This is a genomic window from Salinimicrobium catena (genome assembly GCF_900102915.1).
In the GTDB taxonomy this organism is placed as follows: Bacteria; Bacteroidota; Bacteroidia; order Flavobacteriales; family Flavobacteriaceae; genus Salinimicrobium; species Salinimicrobium catena.
Window position 1 is genome coordinate 518,024 of the sequence record NZ_FNGG01000001.1, and the last position, 17,051, is coordinate 535,074.

Here is a 17,051-nt window from a genome sequence, read left to right on the forward strand (position 1 = left end):
AAAACTTATGAAAAATCTACTGAGTTTTCTTTTTTTGGTTGTTTTCTGTTTTGCCGGAACAGCCCAAACCACCAAACCACCCTTTCTTAAATACACCAACAGCACCTGGGTAGATTCTGTGATGACCACGCTATCGCCCGATGAGCGCATTGCGCAGCTCATCATGGTTGCGGCTTATTCAAATCGTGGGGAAGAGCACAAACAGGAGATCCTGAAACTTATCGAGGAACAAAAGATCGGCGGACTCATCTTTTTCCAGGGTGATCCGGCAAGTCAGGTGAAGCTGATGAACGAATACCAGGAGGCTTCAGAATTACCGCTTTTGGGTGCTATTGATGCCGAGTGGGGTATCGGAATGCGGCTTGACAGCACTATAAGCTATCCTTTCCAGATGACACTGGGAGCCGTTCAGGATGACCAAATGTTGTACGAATTGGGGACTGAGGTTGCCAGGCAGGTGAAAAGAACCGGCCTGCACCTTAATTTCGCGCCGGTGGTAGATGTGAACAACAACCCAAATAACCCCGTGATCAATTTTCGCTCGTTCGGGGAAGATAAGTTCAACGTCGCCCGTAAGGCTACTGCTTACATGCAAGGCATGCAGGATGCGCAGTTGTTAACCACTGCGAAGCATTTTCCTGGTCACGGAGATACCGATACCGACTCGCATTACGCCCTTCCGCAGATCAATCATCCTTTGGCAAGGTTGGATTCCCTGGAGCTGTACCCGTTCAGGGAGATCCTGAAAGAAGGAATTGGCGGGGTAATGGTGGCGCATTTGAACATACCGGCGCTTGATTCCACCGGTGTTCCTTCCACTTTATCTAAACCTATTATTACGGGACTGCTGAAGGAACAACTGGGTTTTGAAGGCCTTATCGTGACCGATGCCATGAACATGAAAGGGGTTACCGAAGGCAACGAACCCGGAGTGGTGGACAAGGATGCAATTCTGGCCGGGAATGACCTGCTGGAGTTCACCGAAGATGTACCCAAAGCCATCGCCGAGATCAGGAAGGCGATCAATGCTGGATTGATCTCCCAAAAAGAAATTGACCAAAGGGCGAGAAAGATCCTGGCGGTGAAGCAATGGGTTGGACTGAACCAATATCAGCCGGTAGCGGTTGAAAATATCGTCGAGGAACTAAATACGCCCGACGCGGCATTGCTCAATCGCCGACTTATGGAAGCCGCTCTTACGGTACTCAATAATAAAGACAATATTCTGCCGCTTCAGGAACTTGAAAAAAGAAGATTTGCTTCGGTTTCCTTCGGAAGGGATCAAAAAACGCCTTTCCAGAAAACTCTTGACCTGTATGCCGGAATGACACATTTCACTGTGCCTGTTGATGCTACCGAAGAAATGGTGAGTACCCTTAGAAACCAGCTGGAGAATTATGATGTGGTCATTTCGGCCATTCATGATCAGAGCAAATTTCCGCGGAACAGCCTGAAATTTTCAGAAGCCGCGCTTGAGCTGGTCACTGAACTTGCCGAAAAAGAAAATTCTGTTTTTGCCTTTTTCAAGAACCCGTATGTGCTTAATAAAATAGATAAGATTGAAGAGGCAGCGGGACTGGTAGTGGCTTACCAGGACAATGACGTGGCGCAGGAAGTTGCTGCACAGCTCATTTTTGGAGGTGTTGGCGCTAACGGAAAGCTGCCGGTGAGCGTGGGCGAAAAGTTCAAAGCCGGGGATGGCCTTGACCTGGAAGAAAAGATCAGGTTGAGCTACACCCTGCCTGAAGCGGCCGGTATGGATTCAAAGCTCCTGAACAGCCGAATAGATTCGCTAATGAATGTGGCCATACAGATGAAAGCGACGCCCGGGGCACAGATCCTGGTGGCCAGGAACGGGAAAGTGGTGTTTCACAAAGCCTATGGCGAGCATTCCTACTTCGATACCATCAGTGTTAAAAAGGATGATCTTTACGACCTGGCTTCGGTCACCAAGATCTCGGCCACCATGCCGGCGCTGATGAAACTGTATGATGAGGGAAAATTTCAGCTTGACGGTACTTTGGCAGACCACCTTCCGAAGTTCAAAAGATCAAACAAAGCCGACATTCCTTTTACCGACATTCTCACCCATCAGGCGCGTTTTCAGTCCTGGATCCCTTTCTGGAAGAACACGCTAAGAAAGAACGGGAGCTACAGGTGGTGGACCATCAAAAAGGATTCTTCTGCGCGCTACCCTATCAGGATCACCAATGACATGTACCTGCACCGCAATTATCCCGAAAAGATCGTAAAGGCAATCAGGAAATCCCCTTTAAGGGAAAAGAAGGTGTATGTGTATTCAGATTTCTTCTTTATCCTCGCTCCACGGGTAGTGGAAAGCCGTACAGAGGAAGATTTCGCGTCCTACCTGCAGGAGAATTTTTATGGGCCGCTGGGCGCTGAAACTGTTGGTTTCAATCCAGCTGCGCCAAAATACAAGATCGTCCCTACAGAGTATGATTTTTCATTCAGAAAAGAACCCATTCACGGCACGGTACACGATGAAGGTGCGATCATGCTTGGCGGAGTTTCAGGCCACGCAGGTTTGTTTGCCAATGCTAATGACCTTGCCAAACTGCTGCAGATGTACCTTAACGGCGGGGAATACGGCGGGAAAAGATACCTTCAGCAAGAGACATTGGAAAAATTCACCAAAACCACCTTTCCCGACACTGATAACCGCAGGGCCTTAGGCTTTGACAAACGCCGGCCCAATAGTAAAGGGGTGGTGAACAACACTGCTAAAGATGCGAGCGAGGCCAGCTATGGCCATACCGGCTTTACCGGCATCATGGTATGGATGGATCCCGAAGAGGACCTCTTGTACATCTTTCTTTCTAACCGGGTTCATCCTACCCGCGAGAACCACAGGCTGTACAGTCTCGACACCAGGACCAACATTCACCAGGTGTTATATGACGCTATAAAGGCTGAAAAGACCTCCTGAAAATGACCTTTTCATCACTGATTTGGTGGAAAGGGTTTTCTGACAATTTTGTTTTTCTGTTATAGGAGAATGGCTATATTTGTCTGATTTCCCTACGAATCCTGCATTTTAACGAACCAAATCTTGATGATTAAGAAATATTGCCTCCCGTTCTTAACACTGTTTTTTTCAGCATCTATAGCAGCAACAGCCCAGAACACCGTAGAAGGAAAAGTTACAGACAGCACCAGTAAACCCGTAGCCTACGCCAATGTTATCCTGCTCAACGCAGCAGATTCCACCACCGTATATAAAGGTGCGGTAAGCGGTGAGAACGGCAACTTCAGCTTAAATGAGATCGCTGCGGATAGTTACCTGTTAAAAGTGAGCTTTGTAGGTTATGAAGATTTTTTGAAGCAGGTGAAGATTTCCGAAGATAGGAACCTTGGGCAAATTACTTTAAAAGAAGCGACAACAGGACTTGATGAGGTTTCCATCAATTACAAAAATCCTTCCGTAGAAAGAAAGGTGGACAGGCTGGTCTTTAAGGTGGAAAACACCACGCTTTCCAGCGGTACGTCCTGGGATATCCTGAAGAAGACACCGGGGGTGATCATGGCCAATAATGTGCTGCAGGTGCGTAACCAGGGTGTGGACGTGTATATCAATGACCGTAAAGTGCAGCTTTCGGCAGCTGAACTGCAGACCTTGCTGTCCAACTATTCCGCGGAAAATATCAAATCTGTTGAGGTGATCACCAATCCGCCGGCGCGATATGACGCCGAAGGCGGAGCTATTCTCAACATCGTCACCACCAGCGCCATTTCGCCTGGTTACAAAGGCAGTGTGAACGCGGCCTGGACGCAGGCGATCTTTCCGAAGTACACCTTTGGCACCAGCCACTATCAAAAAGGGGAAAAAATCAACCTTTTTGCCAATTACAGTTTTAGTCCGCGCAAGGAGTTCAAAAATGATATCAGTTATATCAATTTCAGGGACAACAGCGGCATAATTTCCCGCTGGGAAACAGATTTTGAGCGCACCACCCGCTCAAAGGCTCATAATGCCAATTTGATGCTGGATTATTACCTGGATGAGCGCAATACTTTGAGCTTTTCGGCGAACGGTTTATATTCCCCCAACAAGACCTTTGACAACGAAGTACTCACCGAGATCGATGACCGACAAGGGGAAGATTCTTCTTTTTACACCAACAGCGGTTTGGAAACAGATCAGGCCAACATTGGAATGGACCTGGAATTCACTCATAAGCTCAAGAAACCGGGGGCGCAACTTTCGGCTAAAGCTCATTACACCCATTATGAGCAGAACCGCGATCAAAACGTCTTTACCCGCTATTTTGATGCTTCCGGAGTTCCCACAAATGACAACAGGTTCTTTACCGATGCCGATCAGGAGATCAATATCGTGACCGGGCAGCTGGATTATTCCACTCCCTGGGGTACCACAAATTTCGCGACCGGGGTGAAGGCATCGATGATAGATTCTGAAAGCGGTATCGATTTTTATGATGTTGCCAACGGCGATGACCAGTATAACCAGGCGCTGTCTGATAATTTCCTGTATGATGAAGGCATATATGCCGCCTACTTTAGCCTGGCTAAAGACTGGGACAGCTGGAGCGTAAAAGGTGGTTTGAGAGGGGAGTTTACCGACAGGCAGGGAGAGTCTATTTCAATGGATGAAGTGGACAGCCGCGAATATTTTGAACTGTTCCCTACATTCTACCTTATGCATACCTTTTCGCCAAAGCACAGCATGAGCTTTGACTACAGCCGGAGGATTCAGCGGCCGCGGTATGAGAGCCTGAACCCTTTCAGGTATTTCCTGAACGAGCACAACTACAACGCAGGAAATCCGGACCTGCGAGCCGCCATTTCCAATAATTTCAATTTGAACTACACCTTCAAAAATGAGTATTTCTTTGACATTTATTACCGGGATAATGGCCCCGCTCCGGCGACTTTGAGTTTCCAGGACAACCAGGCCAGGAACATCAGGTCGGTAAGCGTGAACCTGCTTGAAAGTTCTTCTTACGGGCTTGACATAAGCCACGGCCGTTCTATTACCAACTGGTGGTACGCTTATGCTTACACCTCTTTTTTCCATGAGGAGCAGACATTTTTGGCTTTGGAAAGCGGCAACGCCGAGGTGACGAATGAACTCGATGGTTTCTACGGAACCCTTTACAACAGCCTTGTCATTTCTAAAGACGGGACCTTTACCGGAGAACTTACCTTCACTTATGTTTCTGACTGGCTTAGCGGTTCCTATTACCTGGAGCCCATGACCACGCTTTCTGTCGGCCTTCGGAAGACCCTGTGGAACAACAGGGCTGAACTCACGCTTAATGTGGAAGATGCGCTGGATGAAACCAACACCTGGATGCGCTCCCGCTATCTGAACCAGGATAACGGGTTCTTCGCAGAACCTGAAACGCGTTACGTAAGAATAGGTTTCAAATACAACTTCGGAAACTTCAGGCTTAGCGACAACCAGAGAGCTGTGGAAGCAGCGGAGCGGGAACGTTTGTAGTTTATGGTACTGTCAGGTCGAGCGGAGTCGAGACCTACTTTCATAGAGAAATCCCAAATCCCAAATTCCAAATTCCAATTTCCAAAAATCGCACAAAAATAATTCGTGCATTCGTGGCCCTTGGAACCTGTGAAGACGGGCCAAATTCTGCGCCCTCCACAAGCAACAGAAGGAGCCTGGTAGAAGGGATTGCTTCGTCGGTTTCCAACCTCCTCGCAATGACAATAGTTTCATGATCTGCGAAAATCAGCTATATCTGCGGGTAATGGGTAAGACCCATATTACGAGCCCCAAATTCCAAAAACCTTTTCGTCATAATTAAGAAATCAGAAGCTTTTTAGATATAAGTTATTCGTGCATTCGTGGCACTAAAACTCTACTTCTTTGCAACTGAATTAATTTCGTTATTTTTGCAACCCAAAAAACAATTGATTTGGCTAAAATAGGAAACATAGATGTAGGAGAATTTCCATTGTTGCTGGCACCAATGGAAGACGTGAGCGATCCGCCATTTCGCGCCCTTTGCAAAGAGCAGGGCGCCGATGTTGTTTATACTGAATTCATTTCTTCAGAAGGATTGATCCGTGACGCGGCCAAAAGCGTGATGAAACTCGATATTTACGAAAAGGAAAGACCCGTAGGCATACAGATCTTCGGGGCTAACCTGGAATCCATGCTGCAGTCTGTAGAGATCGTGGAGAAATCGGGCCCTGATATCATCGATATCAACTTCGGATGTCCCGTAAAAAAAGTGGTTTCAAAAGGCGCCGGTGCGGGAATCTTAAAAGACATTCCGCTGATGGTCTCCTTGACCGAGGCTATGGTGAAGCACACTAATTTACCGGTGACCGTGAAGACCCGTCTTGGCTGGGACAGTGATTCCATCAAGATCGTAGAGGTAGCCGAAAGACTTCAGGATGTTGGAGCAGCCGCTATTTCCATCCACGGGCGTACCCGCGTGCAGATGTACAAAGGGGAAGCCAATTGGGCGCCGATTGCCGAGGTTAAGAACAACCAGCGGATGCACATTCCGGTATTCGGCAACGGAGACGTTGACAGCCCCGAAAAAGCCGTAGAGATGCGCGATAAGTTCGGACTTGACGGCGCGATGATAGGTAGGGCGAGCATCGGGTATCCCTGGTTCTTCAGGGAAGTGAAGCACTACTTCAAGACCGGCGAACATTTATCGCCGCCAACCATGCAGGAAAGGCTTGACGCCGCACGCAGGCACCTGCAGATGTCCATTGACTGGAAAGGGGAGAAGCTCGGGGTTTTTGAGACCCGACGACATTACACCAACTACTTCAAGGGAATTCCGCATTTCAAGGAGTACCGCCAAAAAATGGTGACCAGCGATGATGCTGCCGATGTTTTCGCGGCCTTTGACGAGGTGGAAAAGGATTTTGCAGATTATCAGTTTGCTTAAGGTATAAATTACATATACCAAATTCCAAATGGTACATTTTTCTGCGTCCTATGAGTTGTGGTTAACTTGAGAATAGTTAATTGGGGATTGGTTAAATGGAAAAAAGCACCTGATTTTAATTCCAAATTGCACCAAATTTAAAAGATCACTTCTGCTTGCTTTGCACATAACCTCTGCGGTCTCTGCGAGAAACAAATTGGCTAGTTGGTAGACGGTAGAATTTCTTCGTGCTCTTATTTCTACCTTATTTTGCCTTGTGTGAATAAATTGGCGGTGATCAACGAGATCTGCAGGAAACAAAAAAGGGAATTGGTTCATTATGGACATAATTACGCTTTTTTAAGCGTAATAAATTTCATCCGTTTATAAAAAGTGATTTATACCAATTTTTGGTATCTTTCTAAAAAGTTTGAGACATGGGAAAGAACACCTCCATATCACTGGGAGAATATTTTGACAAGTTCGTACAGGAGCAGGTTTCTACCGGGCGCTACAAAAATGTTAGTGAAGTGATCCGATCCGGATTGCGATTGTTGGAGACCGAAGAAAAGAAAACTGCCGCTTTGAGAAAAGCCATTCAGGAAGGAATAGACAGTGGTATTGAACAGGATTTTGATGCAGCAAAAAACCTTAAAATACTGAAAACTTCCCATAAGGTTAATGGCTAATTATTATCTCACCAGAAAAGCCGTTGAAGATCTTAATAAAATCTGGTATTATACCTTTCAAAATTGGTCAGAAGAACAAGCAGATAGATTATACCATTTTCTGCTCGACAGCTGTCAATACATAGCTGACAACCCAACGCTGGGCAAATCATATGATTTAATAAGACCTGATCTCTATGGGATTAAAGCTAATCGCCATATCATATTCTACCGCAAACTAAGCAGTGACAAATTGGAGATAACAAGGATTTTACACGGACGGATGGATTTAAAAAACAGGTTCACTGAGCAGTGATAATTTTCTTCACGTAAACATTGCACATCTGAGGAAAACCTGAAAATGGTTAATAATAAAATGATAATTATCCGAAGCAATCCTGAATTCTAATCGGGAAATTTTAGCTTTCTAACGTCTAACGTCTAACGTCTAACGTCTAACGTCTAACGTCTAACGTCTAACGTCTAACGTCTAACCGAGCGCCTTCTTACTTCGGCTGGCCGCGATCCAGGAAGCCAACGTCCCCAGGGCTCCGATGGTGAGCAGTACGATCAGAATATTTTCAAAAGTAATGGCCACGGGGTAGGCAAGACTTGGGGTGATCATCACCAGTTGATATTCCAGTTGCAGCATCACAAGTAATATCGAAAAACCGAGCCCTATCACTCCGCCCAGCAGCGTCATGAAAACTCCCTGCGCAAAGAAGATGTTCCTTATCTGCACCGGCGTGGCTCCCAGGCTGTGAAGCGTCTTGATGTTCTCACGCTTGTCCAGGATCACCATAATGATCGAGCCCACCACGTTGAACAGGGCGATGATCAATACCAGCGTGAAAATCAGGTAAACCGCAAGGTTTTCCGTGTTGAGCATTTTGTAAAGCGCGTCATTCAGCTGCGCGCGGTTCTTGATCTGCACGGGATCATCTATGGCAGCACGGACTGCCTGCTGCACCATCTCTACATTGGCCGTGGGCGAAAGCTTCAGTTCCAGCGCGCTTAATTCGTTCGGCTTAAGGTCAAGCAGGTCACGGGCAAAGGAAATGTCTGAAAAAACGAATTTATCGTCCAGGTCTTCGTTGATGCTGTAAATTCCGGAAACCACCGCATTTTCCGAATTGAATGCGTTGGTAGGGTCGGTAACCTGTCCCGTACCCGGGCGGGGCACCAGGATCTCCAGCAGGCCCGAATAATCAAAAGGCCCGAGGGATAGTTCCCTTGAAATGGTGTTGCCAATGACCACCTGGCTTTCCCCGGGTACGAACCACGCGCCTATCACCAGGGCGCTGTCCAGCTGGTTCACCCGCAGGTAATTCTCGTCCACGCCTTTGATGTAGGCCGTCTTGTTCTTCGACTTGAAATTGAGGAACACCCTTTCTTCGATCACTTCGGAAAATTTCTGCAGCCCCTCGATCTTTTGGAGCCGTTGCGCTTCTTCCGAAGAGAAATTGAAGGTCTTGCCGCTCTCCGGAAGCACCTTAAGATCGGGATCGTACTTGTTTGAAAAGGATAAGCTGAAGTCTTTGAGGCCGGTAAAGCCCGAAAGCACGATGAACAGGGAAAAAGCCCCTGCAAAGACCCCTATAGCCGCGATAAAGGTAATGATGTTGATGGCGTTATTGCTGCTTTTGGAAAACAGGTACCGCCGGGCTATGTAAAAGGGGAAATTCAAGCCTGCTTAGGATTTTTTCCTTCTGGACAACAGATCGGGATCCTCGATAGGGTTTTCATCCCCCTTCATTGACTTCTCAATGTTCTCGATATAATCAAGCGAGTCGTCTATATAGAAATCCAGGTTGGGCATACGGCGCAGCTGATTTTTGGTGCGCTGTGCCAGTTCATGCTTTATCTGTGGTTTGAGGATATTGATTTCCTTGAGCAGTTCCTGCGCGTTCTTCGCCGGAAAAATGCTTAGGTACGCCTTGGCCTGTGAAAGGTCGGTCGTTACTTTCACCTTAGAAACAGAGATCAATATACCCGTCTTCCCCGCGTCCCTAAGGTGGGCCTGCAGTATAGCCGCCAGGTCCTCCTGTAAAACTCCGCCAATTTTCTTTTGTCTGTTTGTCTCTTCCATAACGCAAAAATAACATTTTTAAATGTGATTATTCTTAAATTCGTGCAAGTAAGCTGTTAGCTTTTAGCTGTTGGCCTTTGGCATCAATGGCCAATAGCCAACAGCTGAAATTTTTTAACCGACAACAGAAAACCGAAGACGACATGAACAAGATAGAACACATAGGCATTGCCGTAAAAGACCTGGAAGCCGCCGGAAAGACCTACGAAACCCTTTTGAACACCGAATGCTACAAGACCGAAAAAGTGAAGAGCGAAGGCGTGGAAACCGCATTTTACCAGGTGGGGGAGAGCAAGATCGAGCTGCTGGCCGCCACGAATGAAGACAGCCCCATCGCCAAGTTCCTGAACAAGAAAGGGGAGGGGATACATCATATCGCCTTTGCAGTAGACGACATTAAAGCCGAAATGAAAAGGCTTAAGGAAGAAGGGTATCAGCTCCTGAACGAAAAACCAAAAAAAGGGGCCGACAACAAGCTCGTGGCCTTCCTGCACCCGAAGTCAGCCAACGGGGTGCTGGTGGAGCTGTGCCAGGAGATCACCGAAGAGCCCGAGCGCCTTCCCGAGGGCGATGAGGTATGGGAGGATTAGGTAAAATATATTTTTGAAATGCTTGTTAAGTAAACAGAAGTTATCTAAATTTGCACGCTCTCAACAGCGTTTGAGATTGGTCCTATAGCTCTCCCGATAGTTATCGGGATGGTTAGAGCACCAAGCGGTCCTATAGCTCTCCCGACACATCGGGGGGTTAGAGCACCAGAGCGGTCCTATAGCTCAGTTGGTTAGAGCACCTGACTCATAATCAGGTGGTCCCTGGTTCGAGCCCAGGTGGGACCACAGAATACACTTTAGAAGCCCTATGAACAGTACGTTTGTAGGGCTTTTTTTATTTCAGGGGACGAATGAGGGGACGACAATGGGAGAAATACTATATATTTACTGAACCCAATCAAATAGAATATGAAAATAAATAAGATCGAAGTCAAGAACATTAAAAGTTTTAAAGAACAAATAATAGTAGATTTTAACAAAGACTTCAATATTCTAATCGGCCCCAACGGAAGTGGTAAAAGTAATTTATTAGATATTATCACCATTTGTATTCGGCATTTCTTTCTTAAAACATTTACGCTTAATGAAGGGACTGATAATAGTGGCTTCTATAAGGATATTCAACCCGCATTTTCATTCAGTAATGTCGGTTATTCTTTAGACAAATTTTACGGAGATGATAGTGATTCCGAAATAATCTTTCAGTTTTTAATACAAAAAGAGGATATCCAGAATATTCAGACTATCCAGTCAAATATTGGTAAACTTGAGGCGGAATTACTTAAATACAGATTTGGGCAAAATCAGAAGCATTATTTAGATAGTGTCAAAAATTGGAAGACAGGTTCTCTTAAGGAAAATGATATCCTGACGTACAACATTAAAAATAATCAGTTAAATAGTAACTTGACTGAAGAAGAAAGAACTTTTCTTCAATATCTTAATTGCTTTGAACTTCTCCTTATTTTAATAAGAGACATCCCAGAAGTTAAATTAAACACTAATTATCTCTTTTTTAGTCCATACAGAGGAGCAAATTTGCAGAATCTACAGGCTAATTTATCCGCCCAAAATTTCTATGGAATTCTAAAATCACATTCGGATGCTACTTCAAAGTCTGTGTTTTCTTTAATTATGCTCGCAACCATTTATTTTGCTGAGAAGAGAAGAAGATTCGAAGATGAAGCCTCAAATCAAGGATATGAACAGAAGTGGAAACAGGATGATGAGGTGAAATTGGTTTCGAAGTACTTAGGAAAACTAGGGTATGGATGGAATCTTAAACTAGTAGATAAGAATAAAAATATCTACGAAATTATTTTAACAAAGGAGGATAAACAGTTTTATATAAATCAGGCTAGTTCTGGGGAAAAGGAGATAATTAATTTTATGCTTGGAATCTTTGCACTGAATTTGAAAAATGGCATCATTGTGATAGATGAACCAGAACTTCATTTACATCCTAGATGGCAAAATGTCTTGCTTGAATTATTTATTGAACTTGCTACAATTACCAAAAACCAATTTATTGTTTCAACTCATTCACCGACATTTATCAATGATAAATCTTTAAATCATATATTCCGAATTTACAAAGATGAAAATAACATTAGTCGGCAAGTAACATTGAAAGATAACCATACTTTTAAACTCCGAGACATTCTTCATATCGTAAATAGTACAAACAATGAAAAGTTATTCTTTGCAGATGTCGTTATCTTAGTGGAAGGAATTACTGATAGGTTAGTATTTCAAAAAATTCTGAAGGATAAGTTAGAAAATTTAGGTGTAACTAAAATTATTGAGATTATTGAAATAAAGGGGAAACATAACATTCAAAATTTCAGAAATTTTTTAGATATGGTGAATGTGCCAAATTTCTTTATTAGTGATCTTGACTTTATCAATGAAGTGGGGACTAAAGAAATAAAATCTTTTTTTATAACGGATGAAAAAAAAATAAAAAAGGATGTGATTAAAAATCCAAAAAGTAAGGATGGAGAAACATTGGTAAAAGCAATGGATGAAGCTATACAAGGAGGGGAGATTTCACAATTACAAAATTTATGGAATTATATTAAATCTTTCAGGAGAAAACTAAAATCTGATCTTAATGAGGGTGAAGAAAAAATTCTTTGGAATTTTTTAGAAGATCAGAAAAGTTTAAGAAATTATATTTTAAAACAGGGGGACATCGAGGAATACTTTCCTTCTGACTTTAAGAGTAAGAAATTGACCAACGTAATTGCACTGTTGTCGAATACCGAATATGAAAAATGGAAAACCTCTCCAGAATTTAAAGAGTTGTCACATATAGTGGAGGAGATCCTTCTTCGTTCCAATCTGATTGAGGAAAAAGATAATTAAGACTTAGTTTTATTCTTTTCATCCAATCTTCTATATAAAGGCAAAGTCTTTCTGTTTAGATCAATCATTTTGATATTAAGAAACGGTTGTTCCCTGTGATCTTTCACCTCAAACTCTTTTAGTATTGCATTTAAGCGCTTGAGTTGGTCGGTAAACTCTGTTGTAGTATAAAAGTCTGTATAAAGCTCTGAAACACGCTTAGAACAGTTCCAAACCTGACATTTAAACTTTGCATCGTTCTTAGTTACATATTTAGTAACATAAGAAGCTATTGACCTAATATTGCTAGAATTTAATTGTTTTACATCAAATGCTGAAGAGGGCTTAAAATCTTTCTTTCTAGGTTTAATTCCATTCTTGATTTGTAGGTCTATCCAGTAGTTCCACCACTTTTCAATTTTCCAGTATTTATTAGTGATCATATGGAAATGAACATTCCCTTTATAGGCATCATTCTTTGTTTGTCGTTCTGCCACCCAAACATATTCAAAGTCGCTACTTCTCTTTTTTGCATTATCTAAGAACTTCCTGAGAATATTTACTGCTTCTTCATCTGAGACTTTATTTAAGAATGTTAGAGTAACAAAACTTAATCGTTTATAGCATCTCGCAAAGCAGGTAATTTTCTTTCTGATCTTTTGTTTTGATCTTCTTGAAAGAGTACGAAGTTTAATTTCTTTTTTCTCCACACTCACTACTTTTTTCTTTTTTGGTTTCTTATCTGGATCTGGTTTTTTGCGTTGTAATGCTGAACCTGAAAATTCTTCTTTTGGAACTACACCGTATTGACGAGTTGAAAATGCGACACTAGTTCCATAAGTATTCTTGACTATCATAATCGGAATCGTTGCACATTAATAAATACCATTTAAAGGTTTTTAATTGAGGGTAGATATTAATGGTGCTGTTTTTAAAGGTTAAAAAAAAACTTACTCTTGGATGAATGGAGGAATGAAACTATCTCTCTTGAATTGACGCATGAAAGCACGTGTTCTTCTGTTGTAAACATTCATATATTGCCAAGTGGGATGTTCTTTGTTGAGAAACATCTTAAACCCGTTTAGTTTATGAACAAACATCCATTTCTTAGGGGAAGTGCCATCTTCAAAATAGACTATAACCGAATAATCATTTTTCTTTTTTAGCATCTTAACCCCCTTCCATTATTTGATGATTGAATTTGACTAAGTGCCTCATTAACCTCTTCCAGTTTATAGAGAATTCTGTTCCCTATTCTGTGAGCTTTAATAGTTCCATTTTTAGTCCAATCGTGGAGAGTGGGAAGAGATATACAAAGAAGCTTCGCGGTATCTTTTCTAGTTAAGAGAGTGAGCTTTTCTTTCTCTTGAGGAATGAAAGTTTGTAGTTTTCTTTCAAGAACTTCTTCAACGACTTTTTTTATGTCGGAGAGTTCGAATGTGTGCAATAATACTTTTGCCATAATTAATCTTATTTAATTGATTTATGGCGCAAATATGTTGCGAGAAGGTGCGTGTGGTAGTTCGAGTGGTAACCACTAAGTTATTTAGTGATCTTTTCTAAATCAGATTTTATAGTGTTTGATATTTCATCAAAACCTTGTGATTCAAAGAGATTAAGTGTGATCTTTAGTGTTTTAGGAGTTCGAACATTATTTTTCCCTGCAGTGAGATAGGATAAGTATTTTCTAGTATTTTCTTCGCTATGGCCTATAATCTCCGAAAGAATCTTAGACGTTTTTTTATTATCAAATTTGCTTAAATCCAATCCCAAATAATGCAGAGCTAGAAGTTTTTCCTTATGGTCTAAAGAAGATTTTTTAGGAAGTGTCTGTGGCTTATTTTTTAATTCGTTTAACCATTTATAATATTTTACAAATTCTAAAGCCTGTTGTGAGATTTGCTTACGGAAAAGAAATGCCTGGTCAGATTCAGAGTGAAGTTTAACCTCTTCAAGTTCTCCAGTTATTATAATTTTATTGAAAGCTTCAGCAAACGTTCTTCGAAACTCGAAAGGAATATCAAGATCAAAGATTGCTGTTCCTTTAGGAATAGAATAATATTTAGAAAAAATATTTCTTTTAGCTCTTGGGATTGGCAGATTAGTAACAAAATTGTTTATTTCTCGAAGTTCATTTTCTATCAGGTATTGTTTTTCTGAAGACTTTTCGAGTGCAGATTTGAAAGACTTTTTGAGGTCAGAAAGAGTGGTAAGAATCATTAAAAGAGAATGTATTGGAATTAATGCGTAATTGGTGATACTCTTTAGTAAAAATAAAAAAAGCACCCATTAAATCTAATGAGTGCTATTCTTTTATTTTAAGACCTAATACTTATATCTCATCCTCCTCATCCTCATCTTCCATTTCTACATCACTTGCTAAATCAAGACCATCAGCAACGACATCAAAAATATGAGTATTTTCAGTAGAGCTAACAACTATAACACCTGCTTCGTTCTTAGTTGCATTGGCGTACTGCTCATCAGTAACTTCCATGAACCATGCCACAGGATCAAAAGTGACCTGAGCAATAGCTACTTGGGCTTCTGCAAATGAAATTAATCCTTCTCTTTCAACTTCAAAAGTTTCCTCAGAATTAAAATCAAATCGGATGTCATGTTCTACTCCGTCTGGAGCCACATAAGTTCCGAAAAGACGAATAGCTGGTTGTTCTAATCCTTCACTTAATTCTATTTCCACCTCAACTTCTTCATAGGTTCCTGCAGGAATAGATATAAAATTAATATCAGGATTTGTGGTTCCTGTAGCGAAATCGATCAATGTATTTTGTTCTATTTCGAATTCTATTTCTATAGAATCATTTTCTGCTTCTACTTCGAATTCCAAACTGCTAATGGCAATATGGCCTGTAGAAAATGTAAGAGTACCAGCGGCAGCTTGCTTTAGTTGGGACTCTTTGCTTATGGCTTGAGTTGTTAAAGCCGATTGAACTGTGTTGAATTCAACTCCCACCTGTGCTTCTGTGGTAGGTTCGGATTCTGTGCTACAAGAGACGAAGCTCACGGCTAGGATCATCATTAGTGAAAAGGATAAGTGTTTCATTTTAAATAGATTTAGGTTTGTTAAAAAATAAATTAACTTCTTGTTAAATATAAAACAACTGAGATCTCTTTTACCCTACCCCCCTGTTAATTTTTTTATTTTAGAAAGGAATGTGCCTATTATTCAGGTTTTTGTCTTTAGTTAAAGAATGGATGATTTACTAATTTATCTGCGTTCTGTTCTTGAGTTACCCGAATGTATTGCAAAAATGATCTTTCTGATTTATGACCAGTGATTTTCATTATTGATATACTGGGAACATCCGCTAAATACAAATTAGTGGCAAAACTTCTTCTTGCTGTATGAGTGGAAACAAGATCATATTTTTTAGAAAGAGTTTTTTCTACTTTTCCACCTCTTGTAATTGTAGTTTCTACTGTTTCTTTCAAACCTGCTAAAGATGCCACATCTTTTAAATACCTGTTCATAACCTGATTAGTATAGGCTTTAGGTAGATGATTATCATATTTAGCTAAAATCTTTTTAACTGTCTTGTGCAAAGGAATAGAAACTCTTTCTCCTGTTTTTTGAGTCCTTACTTGAATGATAGATTTTTCTGTTATTATATTTTCTGGCTTTATCTGCGTGAAGTCCGAAAACCTTAAACCTGTATAACACCCGATCAGGAAAAGATCTCGTACTTTTTCTAAACGAGGACTGGCAGAAAGATCAAGCTTTTCAAATTTTTCAAGTTCATCAAGTGTGAGATAGATAGAATCTGACTCTTCCCTAAGAGTTTTAAACTTTCTCTTTTTAAATGCTAGGTTTGTATTGTAACCTCTATCAGTAGCTTCATTCATAAATGTTTTTAATGTCTTGATATGTTTTCCAACTGTATTAGAGGCAAGTTTATGCTCGAGAGATAGAAAGGAAACGTATTGATTGTAGAACTCTAAATTTATTGAATGGAAGTCTATTTCTTTATTGAGATAAGCAGAGTACTTTTTTAAATATCTATAGGCAGTTGTGTAAACTTTTACTGTTCCTTCTTTTTTGTGAGCTTTACTTTCCTCTATGTAATTTTTTATAAACTCAAGGAGAGTTAATTTATTCCCTTGAAGAATATTCCCTGAAAGTTCTGCTTCAAAAGTTTTTTTGAGGATTGTATTATTTGGCTGAATTCCGTCATTCAAAAGTTTTCGAAATGCAGTATTTATGGCAGTTTCAAAATTATTTAACCGAGCATTAAACTCTGGATATTCTCTAAACTGTTTAGTTTCTTTCACTCTCTGTTTGTCAACATTCCAAAATTTAGGAAGAATCTTTTCTCCTGTTGAATATTTAAATCTTTTATACTGATACCTAAACAGCATATAGATCAAAGTCTCTTCTTTTGCCTTTGGTTCTTTGAGGATAAATTTTGCGTTTGCCATGGAACAAATATATTCTAAAAAATCATTCAGGGGACGAATGAGGGGACGAATAAATTTAATTTAATGCTGTTAT

The 17,051-nt window shown here is 41.4% G+C and carries 14 protein-coding genes and 1 tRNA gene; 8 read left to right on the top strand and 7 right to left on the bottom strand.

Annotation, left to right across the window (positions count from 1 at the left end):
- The first annotated feature begins 7 nt into the window (after nt 1–7).
- The 5 genes from BLS64_RS02375 (at nt 8) to BLS64_RS02400 (ending at nt 7,871) form a co-directional block, all read left to right on the top strand.
- Nucleotides 8–2,947 carry a glycoside hydrolase family 3 N-terminal domain-containing protein gene (locus tag BLS64_RS02375; RefSeq protein WP_093111344.1) on the top strand — a complete coding sequence of 980 codons (2,940 nt, stop codon included), beginning with the start codon at nt 8–10 and terminating at the stop codon, nt 2,945–2,947.
- 126 nt (nt 2,948–3,073) lie between these two features.
- Nucleotides 3,074–5,482, top strand: coding sequence for an outer membrane beta-barrel family protein (locus tag BLS64_RS02380; protein ID WP_093111346.1), 2,409 nt, complete (start codon nt 3,074–3,076; stop codon nt 5,480–5,482).
- Nucleotides 5,483–5,915: 433 nt separating this feature from the next.
- On the top strand, nt 5,916–6,908 hold the full coding sequence (gene dusB / locus BLS64_RS02385) for a tRNA dihydrouridine synthase DusB (RefSeq protein WP_093111348.1): 993 nt from the start codon (nt 5,916–5,918) through the stop codon (nt 6,906–6,908).
- Between the two features lie 416 nt (nt 6,909–7,324).
- Entirely contained in the window at nt 7,325–7,576 is a 252-nt protein-coding gene (locus tag BLS64_RS02395; protein ID WP_093111350.1) for a type II toxin-antitoxin system ParD family antitoxin, read from the top strand.
- Nucleotides 7,569–7,871, top strand: coding sequence for a type II toxin-antitoxin system RelE/ParE family toxin (locus BLS64_RS02400; RefSeq protein WP_093111352.1), 303 nt, complete (start codon nt 7,569–7,571; stop codon nt 7,869–7,871). Before BLS64_RS02395 ends, BLS64_RS02400 begins: the two co-directional genes overlap by 8 nt.
- Before the next feature lie 174 nt (nt 7,872–8,045).
- On the opposite strand, the gene BLS64_RS02405 is transcribed toward BLS64_RS02400, so the two are convergent.
- Entirely contained in the window at nt 8,046–9,242 is a 1,197-nt protein-coding gene (locus BLS64_RS02405) for an ABC transporter permease (RefSeq protein ID WP_093111354.1), read from the bottom strand.
- 6 nt (nt 9,243–9,248) lie between these two features.
- Nucleotides 9,249–9,644, bottom strand: coding sequence for a 30S ribosome-binding factor RbfA (gene rbfA / locus BLS64_RS02410; RefSeq protein WP_093111356.1), 396 nt, complete (start codon nt 9,642–9,644; stop codon nt 9,249–9,251).
- Between the two features lie 143 nt (nt 9,645–9,787).
- Between rbfA and mce the strand changes: the two genes are divergently transcribed.
- The 3 genes from mce (at nt 9,788) to BLS64_RS02425 (ending at nt 12,562) form a co-directional block, all read left to right on the top strand.
- Entirely contained in the window at nt 9,788–10,234 is a 447-nt protein-coding gene (gene mce, locus BLS64_RS02415) for a methylmalonyl-CoA epimerase (protein ID WP_093112269.1), read from the top strand.
- A gap of 172 nt (nt 10,235–10,406) precedes the next feature.
- Nucleotides 10,407–10,480: transfer RNA gene (locus BLS64_RS02420), tRNA-Ile, on the top strand.
- Between the two features lie 123 nt (nt 10,481–10,603).
- Entirely contained in the window at nt 10,604–12,562 is a 1,959-nt protein-coding gene (locus BLS64_RS02425; RefSeq protein ID WP_093111358.1) for an ATP-dependent nuclease, read from the top strand.
- Here BLS64_RS02425 and BLS64_RS02430 read toward each other — a convergent pair.
- The 5 genes from BLS64_RS02430 to BLS64_RS02455 form a co-directional block, all read right to left on the bottom strand.
- On the bottom strand, nt 12,559–13,398 hold the full coding sequence (locus BLS64_RS02430; protein WP_093111360.1) for a rolling circle replication-associated protein: 840 nt from the start codon (nt 13,396–13,398) through the stop codon (nt 12,559–12,561). The genes BLS64_RS02425 and BLS64_RS02430 overlap by 4 nt on opposite strands.
- Nucleotides 13,399–13,703: 305 nt before the next feature.
- Nucleotides 13,704–14,003 (bottom strand): helix-turn-helix domain-containing protein, encoded by a 300-nt coding sequence (locus tag BLS64_RS02440; RefSeq protein WP_093111364.1) that lies wholly within the window; start codon nt 14,001–14,003, stop codon nt 13,704–13,706.
- 80 nt (nt 14,004–14,083) lie between these two features.
- The gene (locus BLS64_RS02445) at nt 14,084–14,761 is read right to left on the bottom strand and encodes a hypothetical protein (protein ID WP_093111366.1); all 678 of its coding nucleotides are present in this window, start codon (nt 14,759–14,761) and stop codon (nt 14,084–14,086) included.
- A 112-nt stretch (nt 14,762–14,873) separates the two neighbouring features.
- Entirely contained in the window at nt 14,874–15,605 is a 732-nt protein-coding gene (locus BLS64_RS02450; protein WP_143019260.1) for a hypothetical protein, read from the bottom strand.
- Between the two features lie 137 nt (nt 15,606–15,742).
- Nucleotides 15,743–16,978 (bottom strand): site-specific integrase, encoded by a 1,236-nt coding sequence (locus BLS64_RS02455; protein ID WP_093111370.1) that lies wholly within the window; start codon nt 16,976–16,978, stop codon nt 15,743–15,745.
- Between the last annotated feature and the right edge of the window lie 73 nt (nt 16,979–17,051).